This is a genomic window from Pseudomonas sp. B21-056, assembly GCF_026016325.1.
In the GTDB taxonomy this organism is placed as follows: domain Bacteria; phylum Pseudomonadota; class Gammaproteobacteria; order Pseudomonadales; family Pseudomonadaceae; genus Aquipseudomonas.
This window is the reverse complement of sequence record NZ_CP087203.1, coordinates 4,892,024-4,907,889: the sequence shown is the minus strand read 5'-3', so window position 1 is coordinate 4,907,889 and position 15,866 is coordinate 4,892,024. Positions and strand designations below refer to the sequence as shown.

16 protein-coding genes and 1 pseudogene are annotated in these 15,866 nt (G+C 59.7%); 7 read left to right on the top strand and 10 right to left on the bottom strand.

Going from position 1 to position 15,866, the window contains the following annotated elements:
• Positions 1–7: 7 nt before the first annotated feature.
• The 4 genes from LOY67_RS21310 (at position 8) to rluB (ending at position 3,905) form a co-directional block, all read left to right on the top strand.
• Positions 8–637, top strand: a complete 630-nt coding sequence (locus LOY67_RS21310) for an L-threonylcarbamoyladenylate synthase (protein WP_265064308.1) — start codon at positions 8–10, stop codon at positions 635–637.
• 132 nt (positions 638–769) lie between these two features.
• Positions 770–1,468 carry a segregation and condensation protein A gene (locus LOY67_RS21305; protein ID WP_173668659.1) on the top strand — a complete coding sequence of 233 codons (699 nt, stop codon included), beginning with the start codon at positions 770–772 and terminating at the stop codon, positions 1,466–1,468.
• A gap of 11 nt (positions 1,469–1,479) precedes the next feature.
• On the top strand, positions 1,480–2,406 hold the full coding sequence (scpB, locus tag LOY67_RS21300; protein ID WP_265064307.1) for an SMC-Scp complex subunit ScpB: 927 nt from the start codon (positions 1,480–1,482) through the stop codon (positions 2,404–2,406).
• 281 nt (positions 2,407–2,687) lie between these two features.
• Positions 2,688–3,905 carry a 23S rRNA pseudouridine(2605) synthase RluB gene (rluB, locus tag LOY67_RS21295; protein WP_265064306.1) on the top strand — a complete coding sequence of 406 codons (1,218 nt, stop codon included), beginning with the start codon at positions 2,688–2,690 and terminating at the stop codon, positions 3,903–3,905.
• A gap of 233 nt (positions 3,906–4,138) precedes the next feature.
• Here rluB and LOY67_RS21290 read toward each other — a convergent pair whose 3' ends face one another.
• Together LOY67_RS21290 and LOY67_RS21285 are read right to left on the bottom strand one after the other, a co-directional pair.
• Positions 4,139–5,104: a leucyl aminopeptidase gene (locus LOY67_RS21290; RefSeq protein WP_265064305.1), complete on the bottom strand. Its 966-nt coding sequence runs from the start codon at positions 5,102–5,104 to the stop codon at positions 4,139–4,141.
• Between the two features lie 102 nt (positions 5,105–5,206).
• Positions 5,207–5,344 carry a hypothetical protein gene (locus LOY67_RS21285; protein ID WP_003178782.1) on the bottom strand — a complete coding sequence of 46 codons (138 nt, stop codon included), beginning with the start codon at positions 5,342–5,344 and terminating at the stop codon, positions 5,207–5,209.
• A 635-nt stretch (positions 5,345–5,979) separates the two neighbouring features.
• On the opposite strand from LOY67_RS21285, the gene LOY67_RS21280 reads away from it, so the two are divergent.
• Entirely contained in the window at positions 5,980–7,392 is a 1,413-nt protein-coding gene (locus LOY67_RS21280; protein WP_265064304.1) for an amino acid permease, read from the top strand.
• A 225-nt stretch (positions 7,393–7,617) separates the two neighbouring features.
• Positions 7,618–8,031 (top strand): alternative ribosome rescue aminoacyl-tRNA hydrolase ArfB, encoded by a 414-nt coding sequence (arfB, locus tag LOY67_RS21275; protein ID WP_041020761.1) that lies wholly within the window; start codon positions 7,618–7,620, stop codon positions 8,029–8,031.
• Here arfB and LOY67_RS21270 read toward each other — a convergent pair.
• From LOY67_RS21270 to LOY67_RS21245, 6 genes are all read right to left on the bottom strand, one after another.
• Entirely contained in the window at positions 8,028–9,227 is a 1,200-nt protein-coding gene (locus tag LOY67_RS21270) for an MFS transporter (protein WP_265064303.1), read from the bottom strand. The genes arfB and LOY67_RS21270 overlap by 4 nt on opposite strands.
• 94 nt (positions 9,228–9,321) lie before the next feature.
• Positions 9,322–9,516: a hypothetical protein gene (locus LOY67_RS21265; protein WP_265064302.1), complete on the bottom strand. Its 195-nt coding sequence runs from the start codon at positions 9,514–9,516 to the stop codon at positions 9,322–9,324.
• Between the two features lie 75 nt (positions 9,517–9,591).
• Positions 9,592–9,735: a hypothetical protein gene (locus LOY67_RS21260; RefSeq protein WP_178111823.1), complete on the bottom strand. Its 144-nt coding sequence runs from the start codon at positions 9,733–9,735 to the stop codon at positions 9,592–9,594.
• A 142-nt stretch (positions 9,736–9,877) separates the two neighbouring features.
• Positions 9,878–10,900 carry a transporter gene (locus tag LOY67_RS21255; protein WP_265064301.1) on the bottom strand — a complete coding sequence of 341 codons (1,023 nt, stop codon included), beginning with the start codon at positions 10,898–10,900 and terminating at the stop codon, positions 9,878–9,880.
• Between the two features lie 162 nt (positions 10,901–11,062).
• A complete protein-coding gene (locus LOY67_RS21250; protein WP_265064300.1) occupies positions 11,063–11,374 on the bottom strand; it encodes a PepSY domain-containing protein in 312 nt (103 codons plus the stop codon).
• Positions 11,375–11,532: 158 nt separating this feature from the next.
• Entirely contained in the window at positions 11,533–12,660 is a 1,128-nt protein-coding gene (locus LOY67_RS21245; protein WP_265064299.1) for a glycerophosphodiester phosphodiesterase, read from the bottom strand.
• Between the two features lie 241 nt (positions 12,661–12,901).
• Between LOY67_RS21245 and LOY67_RS21240 the strand changes: the two genes are divergently transcribed.
• Positions 12,902–13,228 carry a DUF2025 family protein gene (locus LOY67_RS21240; protein ID WP_265064298.1) on the top strand — a complete coding sequence of 109 codons (327 nt, stop codon included), beginning with the start codon at positions 12,902–12,904 and terminating at the stop codon, positions 13,226–13,228.
• A 28-nt stretch (positions 13,229–13,256) separates the two neighbouring features.
• On the opposite strand, the pseudogene LOY67_RS21235 reads toward LOY67_RS21240, so the two are convergent.
• Both LOY67_RS21235 and LOY67_RS21230 read right to left on the bottom strand, forming a co-directional pair.
• A pseudogene (locus LOY67_RS21235) lies at positions 13,257–14,218 on the bottom strand (IS110 family transposase).
• 287 nt (positions 14,219–14,505) lie between these two features.
• Positions 14,506–15,653, bottom strand: a protein-coding gene (locus LOY67_RS21230) for an IS3 family transposase (RefSeq protein WP_265067800.1) whose coding sequence is annotated in 2 segments (ribosomal slippage) — positions 14,506–15,398 and positions 15,398–15,653 — 1,149 coding nt in all. Because the reading frame shifts where the segments join, the coding sequence is not laid out codon by codon here.
• Positions 15,654–15,866: the final 213 nt, after the last annotated feature.

The window sequence follows — 15,866 nt, the reverse complement described above, 5'->3', positions numbered from 1 at the left end:
AGAACACGTGAGTCAATTTTTCCAGATTCATCCGGAAAACCCGCAAGCGCGCCTGATCAAACAGGCGGTGGAAATCATTCGAGGCGGTGGTGTGGTGGTCTATCCCACCGATTCTTCCTACGCCATCGGCTGTCAGATCGGCGACAAAAATGCCGTGGAACGGGTCAGACGCCTGCGTCAGCTGGATGACAAGCACAACTTCGCGTTGATCTGCAGCGACCTGTCGCAACTGGGCCTGTTCGCCAAGATCGACACCGGCACCTTCCGGTTGCTCAAGGCCCATTTGCCGGGCCCTTACACCTTTATTCTCAACGCCACCCGCGAAGTGCCGCGACTGTTGCTGCATGCCAAGAAACGCACCATCGGCCTGCGGGTGCCGAGCCATCCGATTGCCCTGGCGCTGCTGGCGGAGCTGGGCGAGCCGCTGATGAGCGTGACGCTGATCATGCCCGGTGAAACCGATCCCCTGACCGATCCCTACGAAATGCGCCAGTTGCTCGAGCATCAGGTCGACTTGATCATCGACGGCGGTTACGGCGGCATGAAGGCCTCCACCGTGATCAACCTGGCTGACGGCGAGCCGCAGGTGGTGCGCGTCGGTTGCGGCGATCCGACGCCGTTTCTGGTCGAGGCCTGAATGTCCGCCGTGGAAACCGTGGTGGACAGCGTAGACAGCCAGGCCGGCGCCCAGCAGGAACTGCCGTTCGCCATGGTCTATGGCCAGGCGGTCACCGAAATGCCCCTGGACCTGTACATTCCTCCGGATGCCCTGGAGGTGTTCCTCGAAGCCTTCGAGGGCCCGCTCGACCTGCTGCTGTACCTGATCCGCAAACAGAACATCAACATCCTCGACATTCCCGTGGCGGAAATCACCCGCCAGTACATGGGCTATGTCGAGCTGATGCAATCGGTGCGCCTTGAGCTGGCGGCCGAATACCTGGTGATGGCGGCCATGCTGGCCGAGATCAAGTCGCGGATGCTGTTGCCGCGTTCGGCCGAGGTCGAAGCGGAAGAAGACGATCCCCGTGCCGAACTGATCCGCCGCTTGCAGGAGTACGAACGCTTCAAGGGCGCCGCCGAAGGCATCGATGGCTTGAGCCGGGTCGGGCGCGATGTGGTGGTGCCCAAGCTCGATGCCCCCGAGGCGCGAGCACGCAAATTATTGCCGGACGTGAGCCTGGAAGAGTTGCTGATGTCCATGGCCGAAGTCCTGCGCCGGGGCGACATGTTCGAAAGTCACCAGGTCAGCCGCGAAGCGCTGTCCACCCGCGAGCGCATGAGCGATGTGCTGGAGCGGCTCAAGGGCGGTGGTTTTGTGCCGTTCGTCGAGCTGTTCACCGCCGAGGAAGGGCGGTTGGGAGTCGTGGTGACGTTTATGGCGATCCTGGAATTGGTCAAGGAATCCTTGGTCGAGCTGGTGCAGAATGAGCCGTTCGCAGCGATCCACGTGCGGGCCCGAGCCGAATAACGAGCAAATCAATGAATCTGACTGAACCCCGCGAGCTGGCGCCCTTGCTTGAAGCTTTCCTGTTGGCCTCGGGAAAGCCGCAATCGATGGAGCGCCTGTTCGAGCTTTTCGAAGAAGGCGAGCGGCCGGAGCCGGCCGTGTTCAAGAAAGCCCTGACCCTGCTGGGCAAGTCCTGCGAGGGGCGGGCCTTCGAGCTCAAGGAGGTGGCGTCCGGTTATCGCCTGCAGATCCGCGAGAAATTCGCGCCGTGGGTCGGACGCTTGTGGGAAGAACGGCCCCAGCGCTATTCCCGCGCCATGCTCGAAACCATGGCGCTGATTGCCTACCGCCAACCAATCACCCGTGGCGAGATCGAGGACGTGCGGGGCGTGGCGGTCAACAGCCACATCGTCAAGACCCTGCTTGAGCGCGAGTGGATCCGGGTCGTCGGCTACCGCGACGTGCCGGGCAAACCGGCGATGTTCGCCACTACCAAGGCTTTTCTCGATCATTTCAACCTGAAGAACCTGGACGACCTGCCGCCATTGGCCGAGCTGCGGGAGATCGAACCCGAACCGATGCTCGAGTTCGACGACGCCCCGGTGCCCCAGGGTCTCCAGGACCTGGCCGATGCCAGCGCCGAACCGGAGGAGCCCAAGGAGGAAACCAGTTTCCATTCCTTGCTGCTGGAGCTGGACACCATGGAGGAGGGGCTCAAGACCGATTTCGACGACTTGCTGCGTGACGGTCCGGAACCTGAAGGCGAGGTGTCCGACCGTGAAGTTGAACCCGCGACCGAGCCCGAAGAGGACATCCTGGGGGTTGCCGAAGCCCGGGAAAAACTGCTGGCCGCCGTTGCCGCCCTGGAACCGCACGAGCCTGAACTGAGTGACGAAGAAGCCGAAGCCCAGGCGCTGGCCGAAGCAATCGAGAACGAACGTCGCCAGTTTGACGAGTGATCCAGCTGACACCGCAATCCCCCTGTGGGAGCGAGCCTGCTCGCGATAGCGGTCGTTAAGCCTGCATCAATGTTGGACATGCCGCCGTCATCGCGAGCAGGCTCGCTCCCACAAAGGGAATGCAGGGACAGTAGACCACCGATCGGCGGAAAACCCACTGAACACCCCTCGATCAACTAGTCTCTGATGCGCAAACGCCTCAACGGGCGTATGATTCGCGACCCTTTGGCGATCCCTTCGCCAAACGACCCTTTTCAAGACCACACCGGGAGGTGCCCAGCATGAAAGATCAAGACCAGAACGACAGCCACGAAATCGGCCCCGCAGGCGAGAAACTGCAGAAAGTCCTCGCCCGTATCGGCGTCGGCTCGCGCCGCGACGTGGAAGCCTGGATCACCCAGGGCCGGATCAAGGTCAATGGCAAAGATGCCACCTTGGGCCTGCGCGTCGACATGCACGACGCCATCACCATCGATGGCAAGGTCATCAAGCGCGAAGAGGCCGCCGAAACGGTGCGCCGCGTGATCATGTACAACAAACCCGACGGCGAGATCTGCACCCGTGACGACCCGGAAGGCCGTCCGACCGTGTTCGACAAGATGCCGCGTCCGAAAGAAGGTCGCTGGATCAACATCGGCCGCCTCGACATCAACACCACCGGCTTGCTGATGTTCACCACCGACGGTGAACTGGCCAACCGCCTGATGCACCCGTCCTACGAGATGGACCGCGAGTATGCCGTGCGTGTACGGGGCGAAGTCGACGATGAGATGATCGAGCGCCTGAAGACCGGCGTCGTGCTGGAAGACGGCCCGGCGCGTTTCACCGACATCAAGCAGGCGCCGGGTGGTGAAGGTTTCAACCACTGGTACCACTGCGTGGTGATGGAAGGCCGTAACCGTGAAGTGCGGCGCCTGTGGGAATCCCAGGGGCTGGTGGTCAGCCGTCTGAAGCGTGTGCGTTTCGGCCCGGTGTTCCTCAATTCCGACCTGCCGATGGGCCGCTGGCGCGAAATGAGCCAGCAGGAAGTCGACATCCTCTCGGCCGAAGTGGGGCTCGCACCTGTGGCAATGCCGCAGATGACCGCCAAGAGCAAGGACAAGCTGGAGCGGATGCAGCGTAAATCCTCCCGTCCGATGGGCAAGACCGAACGCGTGCGGACCTTGCGTCCAGCGGCTGAAGGCGCGGCGCCTGGCCCGCGTGCTCCTCGCGAGCCGCAGATCGAAGGCGAACGCCCGGCCCGCAAGCCGGCGCCTCGCCAGGACGGCGAACGCGGTCCACGCACGCCTCGCCCGGCCAATGGCCGTACCGAGCGTGGCGAAGGTCGCGGCACACCGGTGGCTGAACGCCCGGCCGACGTCAAGCGTCCGGCCAAGCCGACCTCGAAGAAGCGCCCGGCCATCACCCTGGTGGATCGTGATGCACCGTCGGGCAAGCGCCGCGGCACACCGGCGGGCTCGGGGCAGCGTCCGGGGTTTGGGCGGCGCAAGCCGGAGTAAGGCGGGTTTGAGCTGCTAGCGGCAAGCTGCAAGAAAAAACGCCAACCGTTGGGTTGGCGTTTTTTTTGGGGCTGGCTTTAGTGATGGGGTGCAAATGAGGCCGCTATCGCGAGCAGGCTCGCTCCCACAAGGGACAGTGGTGAACACAAGTTTTCCATACGCTGGAGATCAACTGTGGGAGCGAGCCTGCTCGCGATGAGGCCGGCAGCCGCACCGCATCTCCAAAGGCTGCCCTAAAGCACAAACCGCCCATCAAACATCGGCTCATCATCCAGCGCCAGCACACCGTTTTCGAAAATCAGATCCAGGTGATGACTGCCCTTGGCCCCACCACCCAGTCCCAGGTGCAGGCCGCAATGGCGTTCCTCGAACCCGGCATTGCGGGCATACAGGCTCTTGACCCCTTCGTTGGTGCCGATCCCCAGTTCCTCGATGCGCCGGTTGGACGGGTTGGCGTCCAGGTAGCGGTTGAAGTCGTGTTCCAGCCCCGGCACCTCGGTGGCGATTTTCTGGATGGTGGAGTCTTCGATCCACAGCTCCAGCGGCGATTGCAGCACGCCATATTTGCGTGCGAACGGAATGGTGCTCAGGAAGGTGCCGACAAAGCTCACCCGGCCATTGATGGTGTCGCTGTGGGTGGCGATTTCGCCGGGGGCCAGGTCGTAGTTGCCGACGCCGTTGATGTCGGTCCACTTCTTGACGCTGTTCAGGGCCGTGTCGAAGTACGAGCCATACTCATCCTGGAAGCTCAACGTCGTCGCCTGGGACATACGCTGGATGAGATGACTGTTGAGCCCGGCGATGCGCTGCGGGATGACACTGAAGGTGTCGTAGAAATAATCGCCGTAGTCCTTGAACAGCAGCGATTTCTTCCAGTTGTCCGCCATCACGCCTTGCAGCGCACGGACAAAGTCCGGGCCGTCAGGCCGTGGGTTGGGCAGGGTGGAAGAGTCGTAGAAGAAAATGTACAGATCGCTGTCGGCAATGGCCTTGGACAGACGCTCCGTGGGTTCAAGGTCCAGGCGCATGGCGCTGAACCGGAAAGGCGAGCCGCTGCCGGCCTGTTCGGCGATGGCGCCGGTCAGTGCTTCGTAATCGGCGGTATGGCCGAGCAGTACCTTGGCGGGTTGGATGCCGGCCAGGGCGGGATGGTGTTCGAGGTAGTAAAGGAAATGTGAGATGGCTCGTTGTGTGTCCATACTTGTTTTCTTCCCTGATAAATGAGCGTCCCGGACAACCTGCTAAAAGTGGCGGATAAAGTAGCGGAGCCTACCGGCCGGATCAGCTCCGCCGGGTTGCGCTTACAGAGGCCACATCGCCGTGCCGAACGGCACAACGGCGTCGGCTTGCATCATTTCAACGGCGGCTTCATGGGTTGGCGCTTCAAACCATTCGTCCAGTTGCAGTTCGGTTTCCAAGTCTTTGTCCAGTGCTTGCATAGTGAATCTCCTAGATGACTTTTACGGAAAGTTGCGGGCAATCGGGTGAGTGAAAAAACTGACCGCGTATGGCGCCGCAAGGCTTGCCGGCACGATGCCTGGGCAAGTCGCTAAAACCTAGTCGACGGTTTTTTGGAATGCAAAAAATAATTTTATTTTTTTGAGATGAACTTTTTATTCTATTTATTGCGAAGTTTTTTGCTCATTAAAAACAGCGACCTGTAGGGTTTATTGATTAGGAAGCTTCCTACCGTCAATTTGCAGACGGCCTACAGAAAATTCCTACATGGAAAAATTGCGTTACGCCTCGTAAAGAAATACTGACGAAAATTGTGCGCACGCCCGGTTTGAAGTTCCCCTCCCTGTGGATGTAAGAAAAAGCTTCCAGCAGACCTTTCATGCGTCGTGTCAGCGGGTGTTGGCCGGCTTGTTTCCAATCCGTGGGAAGGGTCAGATGCGCCTCATGCCTTGTCAGGGTGTCTGGCGGCCAAGGGTCGGCGGTGTACAATGCGCCCCGTTTTACTGTGACCCTTCGCGTACCCACGCATCTTCAAGGTTATCCGCCTTGCTCATTCCGCCACGTCACAAGCGTGTCGGGTTCGATTTCGTCACAGATAAAAACAAACAGGTGACGCATGACCGTTGGAAATACAGGCGAGCTGAAACGCGGCCTGAAAAATCGACATATTCAATTGATCGCCCTCGGCGGCGCGATTGGTACCGGGCTGTTCCTGGGTTCGGCGGGGGTGCTGAAATCAGCCGGCCCGTCGATGATCCTGGGCTACGCCATCTGCGGCTTCATTGCCTTCATGATCATGCGCCAGTTGGGCGAAATGATCGTCGAAGAGCCGGTGGCCGGTTCGTTCAGCCACTTTGCCCACAAGTACTGGGGCGGTTTCGCCGGCTTCCTGTCGGGTTGGAACTGCTGGATCCTCTACATCCTGGTGGGCATGTCCGAGCTGACGGCCGTGGGCAAGTACATCCACTACTGGGCACCGGACATCCCGAGCTGGGCCTCGGCGGCGGCGTTTTTCATCCTGATCAACGCCATCAACCTGGCCAACGTCAAGGTCTTCGGTGAAGCCGAATTCTGGTTCGCGATCATCAAGGTCGTGGCGATTGTCGGCATGATTGCCCTGGGCAGCTACCTGCTGGTCAGCGGTCACGGCGGCCCGCAAGCGTCGTTGACCAACCTGTGGTCCCACGGCGGGTTCTTCCCCAATGGCGTGAGCGGCCTGGTGATGGCGATGGCGATCATCATGTTTTCCTTCGGTGGCCTGGAAATGCTCGGTTTCACGGCCGCCGAAGCGGACAAACCGAAAACCGTGATTCCCAAGGCCATCAACCAGGTGATCTACCGGATCCTGATTTTCTACATTGGTGCCCTGGTGGTTCTGTTGTCCCTGACCCCTTGGGACAGTTTGCTGGCCACGCTCAACGCCTCCGGCGATGCCTACAGCGGCAGCCCGTTCGTGCAGGTGTTCTCGATGCTGGGTAGCAACACCGCTGCGCACATCCTCAACTTCGTGGTGCTGACCGCCGCGCTGTCGGTGTACAACAGCGGTACCTACTGCAACAGCCGCATGCTGCTGGGCATGGCCGAGCAGGGTGATGCACCCAAAGCCCTGGCCAAGATCGACAAGCGCGGCGTGCCGGTGCGTTCGATCCTCGCCTCGGCGGCGGTGACGCTGGTGGCGGTGCTGTTGAACTACCTGATCCCGCAACATGCGCTGGAGTTGCTGATGTCGTTGGTGGTCGCGACCCTGGTGATCAACTGGGCGATGATCAGCTACTCGCACTTCAAATTCCGCCAGCACATGAACCAGACTCGCCAGGTGCCGCTGTTCAAGGCGCTGTGGTACCCCTACGGCAACTACGTCTGCCTGGCGTTCGTGGTGTTCATCCTCGGCGTGATGCTGATGATTCCCGGCATTCAGGTTTCGGTGTACGCGATTCCGGTGTGGCTGGTGTTCATGTGGGTGTGCTACGTGATCAAGAACAAGCGCAGTGCCCGGCATGAAATGGCTGTGGCGGCGGTTGCCAAGTAGTAGACCTGAAACACAACAGACCCGGCTGAATGCCGGGTTTGTTTTTTCTGGTCCAGTGCTCGCCCTAGAACCCTGTGGGAGCGAGCTTGCTCGCGATAGCGGCATGACAGTCGAAATCGATGTTGGATATGCTTGCGCAATCGCGAGCAGGCTCGCTCCCACAGGGGGTAGGCGATGTCTCGGGAATTCGGGGTATTCTGTGGGGCCTGATACCGGACACTTTCCATGCTGGCGATTTCCAACAACGTGCACATTCCCGATGCCGAGATCGAGCTGACGGCCATCCGCGCCCAGGGCGCGGGGGGACAGAACGTCAACAAGGTGTCCAGCGCCGTGCACCTGCGCTTCGACATCCCGGCGTCGTCGTTGCCCGAGTTCTACAAGGAGCGGTTGCTGGCCCTGCGCGACAGCCGCATCACCAGCGACGGCGTGCTGATCATCAAGGCCCAGCAATACCGGACACAGGAACAGAACCGGGCCGATGCACTGGAGCGCCTGGCCGAGTTGATCCTCAGTGCCACCAAGGTCGAGAAGAAGCGCCGCCCGACCAAACCCACCCTGGGTTCGAAAACCCGTCGCCTGGAGTCCAAGAGCAAACGTGGCTCGATCAAGGCTGGGCGCGGAAAAGTGGACTTCTAGCTTCTATCCCGTTCCTCGCGATACCTCGGCGCCTGCCGGTACAGGTAGAGGCTCAACGCCAGGCCGCCGAGCGCTGCCAATGCCGCGAACAGGAAGATCGAGGCAAAGCCGAAACCCGCCGCAATCGCACCCGCCAACGGCCCGGTGATCCCCAGCGACAGGTCGATGAACAACGAGTAAGCGCCCACCGCCGCCCCACGGCTGGAGGCCGGCACCAGGTTGACGGCCTCGACACCCAGTGCCGGAAACACCAGGGAAAACCCAAAGCCGCTCAACGCCGCGCCCGCCAGCGCCCAATGGGCATCCGGTGCCAGCCACAACAGCAACAGGCCGAGGGTTTCCACCGACAGGCAGGCAATCGCCACCCGAAAACCTCCCAGGCGGTTGATCAAGTTGCCGAACAGCAGGCGCGCACCGATGAAGCAGGCACCGAACAGGCTCAGGCATAGCACCGCGTTGTCCCAGTTCCGGGTCGCGTAGTACAGGGTGATGAACGTGGCGATGGTGCCGAAACCAATAGAGCCCAGGGCCAGGCCGCTGCCGTGGGGCAGGACGCGCCCCAGCACATGCATGAACGGCAGGCGTTCGCCGACGACGATGGGCGCGGCGGTTTTCGGCCAGGCCAGCGCCACCCCCAGCACCGCCAGCAGGATGATACTGACGCCCATGCTCCACAGCCCCAGGGACTTGACCAGCCACACCCCCAGCGGCGCGCCAATCGCCAGCGCGCCGTAACTGGCGATGCCGTTCCAGGAAATCACCTTGGCGGTATTCGCGGCGCCGACCCGGCCGATGCCCCAGCCGATCGAGCCCGAACCCACCAGGCTTTCCGCGCTGCCCAGCACCAGGCGACCGATCAGCAGACTGATCAGGCTCAGGGTCGGCAGATCATGGGTCCAGGCGGCCGCCAGCATGAACACGCCGCTCAACCCACACCCGGCAAGGCCGAAGATGACGGCGCGCTTGCTGCCCAGGTTGTCGATAATCTTGCCCGCGTAAGGACGGCTGAGGAGGGTGGCCAGGTACTGGACGCTGATCACCAGCCCGGCGATCACCGCGCCAAAACCCAACTCGCCGTGGACGAACCCGGGCAGCACGGCCAAGGGGATACCGATATTCAGATAACCGATGAAGGTGAAGAGGACGATGGAAACGACTTGCAGCGTGACCGCCAGGGGGCGCTGGGAATCAGACATGGGGAAAAGGTCCACGGGGCAGCAGGATAGATAGGCTGCTTATGATAACGGCGCGCGTGGCGGTGAAGCGTGGAAAAGTAAAACTATTTGCCTGTCAGTCGTCGTTTTGCCCGGCGACCAGGTGTGTGGTGACCAACGCGGCGAGGGCATTTTCCTCGGTGCCGAAACGGGCCAGCAGCGCGGCTTGTTTCTCTGGCGAAAGGCGCGTCCAGATTTCGACCATTTTTTCAGTGGTGCCGATCAGCACATTGGCTTGGGCTTCGCTGAAGGGGGAGGTGTCATCGGTCATGGTGGGGGCTCGAGGTTCAGGCAGTGTGGAAAGCGCATCTTAGCGCTTTCCACACGGTCTGGTGCTGCGGGTGGATCAGTCTTCGCTGTCGGCCTGGCGGCGTTCAGTGGCTTCTTTGGGCTCGGGTTGCCGGGCGTCTGGCTGCCCTGCGGCCTGTAGCGTGGTCGTCTGCTCAGTGTCGTGCAGGCTTGGGAAGGGGAGATTGGGAATCTCGTGCATATCGCGCTCCTCGCAAAGTCTGTTGGTAGATCTGGTAGATCCTCGCTTGTGTAAAGCCCGGGCAGGATACCCCAGCAGAGATGACAAAAAGACTTTTAAATCCCGGTGCACCGACAAATGGGATTGTCTAGACAGGTCAGTCTCAATGGTCTTTTTGCTTGCGAAACGCCCAGCGGCCGGCGATCAGCGTGAAGGTTGCCACCAGCGCTACAAGAATCCAGAAGCCTTCGGGATCAGTGGCAAGTGGTACACCGCCGACGTTCATGCCAAAGAAACCGGCGATGATGTTGATGGGCAAGGCCAGTACCGTGACCACCGTCAGGGTGAACAAGGTGCGGTTGGTCTGTTCGTTGAGGTTGGCGGCGATTTCTTCCTGCAACAGCTTGATCCGCTCGCCCAGTGCGGTGAGGTCGTTGATGATCAGGGCGAACTCCTCGGTGGATTTGCGCAGCTCCTTGACGTCTTCCTTCTGCAGCCACTGCGGCGGCCGGTTGAGCAGGCGCAGCAACGAGCCCGGCTCCAGCGCCAGCAGGCGTTGCAGGCGCACCAGCACCCGGCGCTGGGCGCCCAGCTCGGCGCGGTTGGTGGACAGGCGCGAGGAGAGCAACTGGTCTTCGATCTGATCGACGCTGAGGCTGGTCTTGCGCACGATCTGGGTCAGCACTTCGCCCTGGTCGCGCAGCAGGTGCACGAGCAATTCCAAGGGCGAGCGAAAGCACTCGCCGGCCTTGACCGATGAGCGCAGCTTGTCGACCGAGTGCAGGGGTTGCAGCCGTGCGCTGACAATCAATCGGCTGTGGACGCAGACCCACAAGGTCGAGACGTCCGAGGACACCAGGTTGCTGAGGTTGAACACGACATCGTTCACCACCGCCAGCAGTGCCGAGTCCACATGCTCGATACGGGTCGAACGCGAGCCTTCGTGCAAGGCTTCGAAAAACTCCTGGGGCAAGGCCAACTGACTTTTCATCCAGCGCTCACAGGCGGCGTGAGCCAGGTTCAGGTGCAGCCAGAGGAATTCATCTTCGTCTTGCGGCTGTTGCAGGCTTTGCAAGGCTTGGGCGGAGTCGATCTCCCGGCCACGCTCGCCAGGACGGAAACGAAACCCGTAGAGCAGGCCGAACAGGTCCGGGTCGCGGTGGCTTTGGTCAATGCTGTGGTTCATGAAGTCTCGCTGGCGGGAAGTGCCTGTGCTGGCTACAGGTTCACTTGAGCGAGATCATCGCAAGGATTCTTGATGGTTTTGTGACAATCGCGTGATGCGGGGACGTTTTTATAAGCACAATAAAAAACCGCGCAACCTGAGGGTTGCGCGGCTATTTTTTTATCAGTCATCCAGTTCGTTTTTCAGGACTTTGCCGGTGGCTGCATCGAGCTCTACGTCAAACTTTCTGCCGTCGGGATAACGTACTTCAACTTCATATTCGTAACCATTAAAGCGCTGTTCCAGATCAGCGAGGCCGACAGTTGCTCCTGGGTGCAACTTCTCGACGATTTGCTTCAGTTCTTGGTCCGGCTTGATCTTGCCTTCCTTGACCAACTGAGGAACCTGGTCAGGCCGAACATCATTATCCGCTTGGGCCAGGCCGGCAGTCAGGGTCAAGGCAGCGGCGGTGAACAGGGCAGTCAACGTTTTCATAAGGTCTTTCCTTGGGTGTGTCGTTTAAGTGGGATCAGATTAACTGTGGCAACTTAATTCACCCTTAATTTGAAAAAACCTCGACTGCAGAACCATGACTGTGGAAGCAGACTACACTTCCACAGGTTTCCCTCAAGGGGTTCTTTCACCGATCCATCTCAATAACCGTTCTTCTCCAGCAACTGCGTCACACTGCCAGTTTCGGGACGCTTGAAGTACTTGAGCAACTCACTGGCCCGGTTGGTGAAAATGCCATCCACGCCGGCATCCAGCACTTTCTTGAAGTCCACCGGCTCATCCACAGTGTAGACATGCACCAGCAAACCCTGATCGTGGGTGTACTGGTTCATCCATGGCTGCACCAGGTCCGCATAACTCTGGCTGCCGCCGTGGGTCAGTGCGGCGGACGGTCCGGTGCCGATGGCGCCCTGGGCCTTGGCGTACTGGACCCATTTCTCGAACTCGGCGCGGTCCTTGGGTTGCTGCTTGGCGTAGTAGGCGGCTTTGTCGGTTTCACCGGACTCGGCAAATGTCACCTTGGACTTGGGCTCGATGTTGCCTTCGCCCACCCACAACAGCAGGACTTTCGGTACCTTGGGCATTTCCTTGTGCAGCAGTTCGAGGCTGCTCTTCTCGAAGGTCTGCAAGACCACTTTGCCCTTGCCTTGGCCCACGCCAGTCGCACTTTTGGCAAGCTTGGAGCCGGCCGGGCTCAGCCAGCCGCGGTCCTGCAATTTATCCTTCAGGTCGCGCTCGATGCCGGGGAACAGCTTCGGCTCCTTGGTTTCGATGTACAGCCCCGGTTTGTGCTGCGGATTACCCTCTGCAATGTCGATCACTTCATCGAGGGTCAGGATCTTCAGACCCGCGAACCCAGGGCGCGCACGGTCCGGGTAGGCGGTGTTGAACCAACTGCCGGCGTCGAGGGTCTTGAGCTCGGCCATGGTGAATGCGTTGGCGCTGGCGTCCTTGCGCTCGGGGAACCTGGTCGCGACGTCCGTGGTGCGCAGCAGGCTGTCATCGTGCAGGACGAACAGCACGCCGTCCTTGCTGCGTTGCAGGTCCAGCTCCAGGTAGTCGGCACCGAGGTCGCGGGCCAGTTTGTAGGAGGCTGCGGTGGATTCCGGTGCATCGAACGAAGCGCCACGGTGGGCGATTACTGCTGGGTGGGGGATACCTTGGCGGGTGGCCAAGGCCTTGGGGTTCGGCGCCTCGGCGGCCTGTGTCTGACCGAAGCCGAGCAACAGGCTCAGAATCAATGCGCTACGGGTGAAGGTGACGGGCATGCTCGAGATCCTTTCGTCGTTGTGCAAAACCTATCTTTTAACAACTGAACGCTCTGAGCGCTATCGCCAGACTGACATAAACCTGTGGGAAACAGATTTTTCCCACGCTCTTTCAGACAGGTTTGCAGTACCCTTGGCCGCAGCAGTTTCCCCGGCAGAGGGAAACCTGAACCAGCGTTCGCTTGCCCTGCGTGTAAACCATCGATCAGACGTCCCGCGGGACGCATCCATGAGGTTTACCATGCGCACCACTTCAAGCTTTATCTGCCAGGCTGCCGACCAACTCCAGGGCTTTGTCGGCCTGAACCGCAAGACCGGCCAGTACATCGTGCGCTTCAGCGAAGACGCCTTCGGCATGGACGTGGCCGACGACGGCATCATCCCCACCTGCGAATTCGTCTGGGTCCCTGTTGCGGACGGCACCATGACCCTCAAGCGCGAACGGATCCAGCTGTTGCTGGAGCAGAACATCGACGACTGCATCAACCTCACCGAACCGTTGCGGGTCTACATGGCACGCAGCGACCTGCCGGAGATTATGGCGGTGCGGCAGTTGGTCGATGGCTGATCCCTTGCCGCAAGTCCTGTGGGAGATTCTATGGTGCATGACTAGCCTTCAAATGCCTTTCTGGCTGGTATTCGCTCTGATTCTGCAGCAGAGCGAATACTACGCGGGCAAGCTTGCGCGACAGCGCCACCATGGCCTGAGTTGTACTTAGTCCCCGTGCCAGCAACGCCTCATAGAACCCCTTCCATCGCTCCGTGCGCCTTGCCGACATCGCTGCGTTGTGCAGCAGTCGGCGAGCTTCTGGATCACCTCGTTTGGTCAAGCAGCGGCGACCCTGTTTTCGCCCTGATTGCGATATGCGCAGGTCCAGCCCCAGAAAAGCGATGAAGGCATCGGCATTTTTGAAATCCCCCCGCTGAAACGAGGTGAGCAACCGGGCGCCGGTCAACAGGCCAATGCCTTCAACTTTCATGCAGCGCTTGAGCTGACCCAGCAAGCCTGCGTCCTTCAGCTCATCCTGGATCTTTTTTCGACCAGGGTTTCCAGCCGTTGCATCGCGCCTATCTGGCGTTTGAACGCGGCTTTGAGTAACGGCTCGTTCGCCCAGCTTTGGCTCAGGCTGACACGGGCCTGGACCACAGCCGCACGGCGTCGGAAAAGGCTTACGAGCCGGCGATACAAGGGCGATGGCGGGTTCCAGGGATGCAGTTCCTGGCCTTCGTTCTTCAGGTAACGGGCCAACAGGCGAGCATCCAGTGCATCGGTTTTGGCGCGCACGTTCACGCCTTTGCGGTAGTGACTGAGCTCATAGCCACCGACCATGTAGATCACGCAGCCGGCCTTGTGAGCCAGATCGGCGAACTCCAGGTGATAGATATTGGTGGCTTCGATGGCAATATCCACCTGCATGGACAAGGCCTTGAGCCACTTCTTAATCGCAGTTTTGTTATTGGGGACTATCTCAAGCTGATCGGTTTCGGCGTGATACATCACCAACTCATCCTTGGCGACATCCACACCCACAATCGGCTTGACGAGGGGAATCGGCATTGCCATTGAAAACTCTCCGGGCTAAGGTTTGAACACTTGAAGGGTTCACCCAGAGGCGCAGGCTTGTTCCTATCGTCGGTCTAGGCCAGATGCATTCTTTATCGGCGCTTGGGTGTGAAAGGAGGAGGGGTAAAATCTCCCACGGTCTGTACTGCGGCTAACAGTCAGAAGCGAACCTTGTCCCTCCTCCTCCCTTCAAGTCCTACCATACAAGCGAGCCTGCTCGCGAAGGCGGCAGTTGACTCGATGAGGTGGTCAACTTTTTCCGGACACCTCAATCGGTGTTTTTAGGCTGCTTGCCGCTCGTACTGATTGGGCGGCAAATAGCCCAAGGATGAGTGCATTCGCCTTCCGTTGTAGAACCGCACAATGTAGTCCGTAATGTCCTTGATCGCTTCGCCTTGGTTGGCGTAATCCTTCCTCCAAACGCGCTCCATCTTCAGGTTCAAGAAGAAGCGCTCCATAACTGCATTGTCCCAGCAGTTACCCTTGCGACTCATGCTGCAACGCATTCCATGCCGCTTCAGCAAGTCCTGGTAGTCCGTACCGGCATACTGGCTGCCTCGATCCGAGTGTGCGATCAGGCCCGGTTCTGGTTGCCTCTGCGCGATGGCCAGTTGCATCGCACTGCATACCAACTCTGCCCGCATGTGGGGTGCCATGGCCCAGCCCACGATCTTGCGTGAGTACAGGTCCATGACGGCCGCCAGGTACAGCCAGCCGCTGCGGGTGCGGATGTAAGTGATGTCAGCGACCCACGACTGGTTGATGCGCTCGGGGTTGAACTGGCGATTGAGCAGGTTTTCAGCCACCGGAAAATTGTGATTGCTGTCAGTGGTATGAACGAACTTGCGTTTCCAGATCGGGCGCAAATCCTGTTGTTTCATCAGGCGGCGGACCTTGTTCCGTCCAACGGAGACGCCAGTGTCACGCAGCGCTTTCACCAAACGACGACTGCCATAACAGTGTTCATTGGACACGAAGGCAGCCTTGAGCTGAGCGGCAACCGAGCACACAGGTTTTGGCTTCAAACGCCTCTGACGAGCTTCGTAAAACCCCGAACGACTGATCCGCAACACCCGGCAGATACGCGCCACCGGGTAGGCCTTGCATTGAATTTGGTGAACCAACTGGTGGATCACTTCAACTCGCGGGCAAAGAAGGCCGTAGCTTTTTTTAATATGTCATTATCCGTCTTCAGTTCGCGGACTTGCTGTTCAAGCTGGCGAATACGCTGCTGGTCGCTGGTCAATGGTTTGCCAATCCCCGTACCGCCCGACTGCTCGGTTTGATACTGCTGAACCCAGCGGCGCACGGCGGTGTCGCTCAGGCCTAAATCGGTACAAACCGAGTTCACGCTCAGACCTTGATCAACAATCATCTTGCAGACCTTCAGCTTGAACTCGGCGTCGAATTTTCTGTATTTCTTAGTCATGGAATATTCCTCAATGGGTGTAGTTTCACCCATTGAGGTGTCCGGGGCCATTAGACCAGCTCACGACATGGATGCAAGCTGACCCACCGCTATCGCGAGCAGGCTCGCTCCCACAGGGGATTTGTGGTGGGGCACGATTCGGACGCATAACGCCGAAAAAGTGTGGGAGCGAGCTTGCTCGCGAAGGCGTCGGCACATTCAATATGGATGCAA

What these genes read in the sequence shown, in the direction of transcription:
- scpB (WP_265064307.1), top strand. Translation starts at nt 1,480, where the DNA reads ATGAATCTGACTGAACCCCGCGAGCTGGCGCCCTTGCTTGAAGCTTTC.
- rluB (WP_265064306.1), top strand. Translation starts at nt 2,688, where the DNA reads ATGAAAGATCAAGACCAGAACGACAGCCACGAAATCGGCCCCGCAGGC.
- LOY67_RS21290 (WP_265064305.1), bottom strand. Translation starts at nt 5,104, where the DNA reads ATGGACACACAACGAGCCATCTCACATTTCCTTTACTACCTCGAACAC.
- LOY67_RS21285 (WP_003178782.1), bottom strand. Translation starts at nt 5,344, where the DNA reads ATGCAAGCACTGGACAAAGACTTGGAAACCGAACTGCAACTGGACGAA.
- LOY67_RS21280 (WP_265064304.1), top strand. Translation starts at nt 5,980, where the DNA reads ATGACCGTTGGAAATACAGGCGAGCTGAAACGCGGCCTGAAAAATCGA.
- arfB (WP_041020761.1), top strand. Translation starts at nt 7,618, where the DNA reads ATGCTGGCGATTTCCAACAACGTGCACATTCCCGATGCCGAGATCGAG.
- LOY67_RS21270 (WP_265064303.1), bottom strand. Translation starts at nt 9,227, where the DNA reads ATGTCTGATTCCCAGCGCCCCCTGGCGGTCACGCTGCAAGTCGTTTCC.
- LOY67_RS21265 (WP_265064302.1), bottom strand. Translation starts at nt 9,516, where the DNA reads ATGACCGATGACACCTCCCCCTTCAGCGAAGCCCAAGCCAATGTGCTG.
- LOY67_RS21260 (WP_178111823.1), bottom strand. Translation starts at nt 9,735, where the DNA reads ATGCACGAGATTCCCAATCTCCCCTTCCCAAGCCTGCACGACACTGAG.
- LOY67_RS21255 (WP_265064301.1), bottom strand. Translation starts at nt 10,900, where the DNA reads ATGAACCACAGCATTGACCAAAGCCACCGCGACCCGGACCTGTTCGGC.
- LOY67_RS21250 (WP_265064300.1), bottom strand. Translation starts at nt 11,374, where the DNA reads ATGAAAACGTTGACTGCCCTGTTCACCGCCGCTGCCTTGACCCTGACT.
- LOY67_RS21245 (WP_265064299.1), bottom strand. Translation starts at nt 12,660, where the DNA reads ATGCCCGTCACCTTCACCCGTAGCGCATTGATTCTGAGCCTGTTGCTC.
- LOY67_RS21240 (WP_265064298.1), top strand. Translation starts at nt 12,902, where the DNA reads ATGCGCACCACTTCAAGCTTTATCTGCCAGGCTGCCGACCAACTCCAG.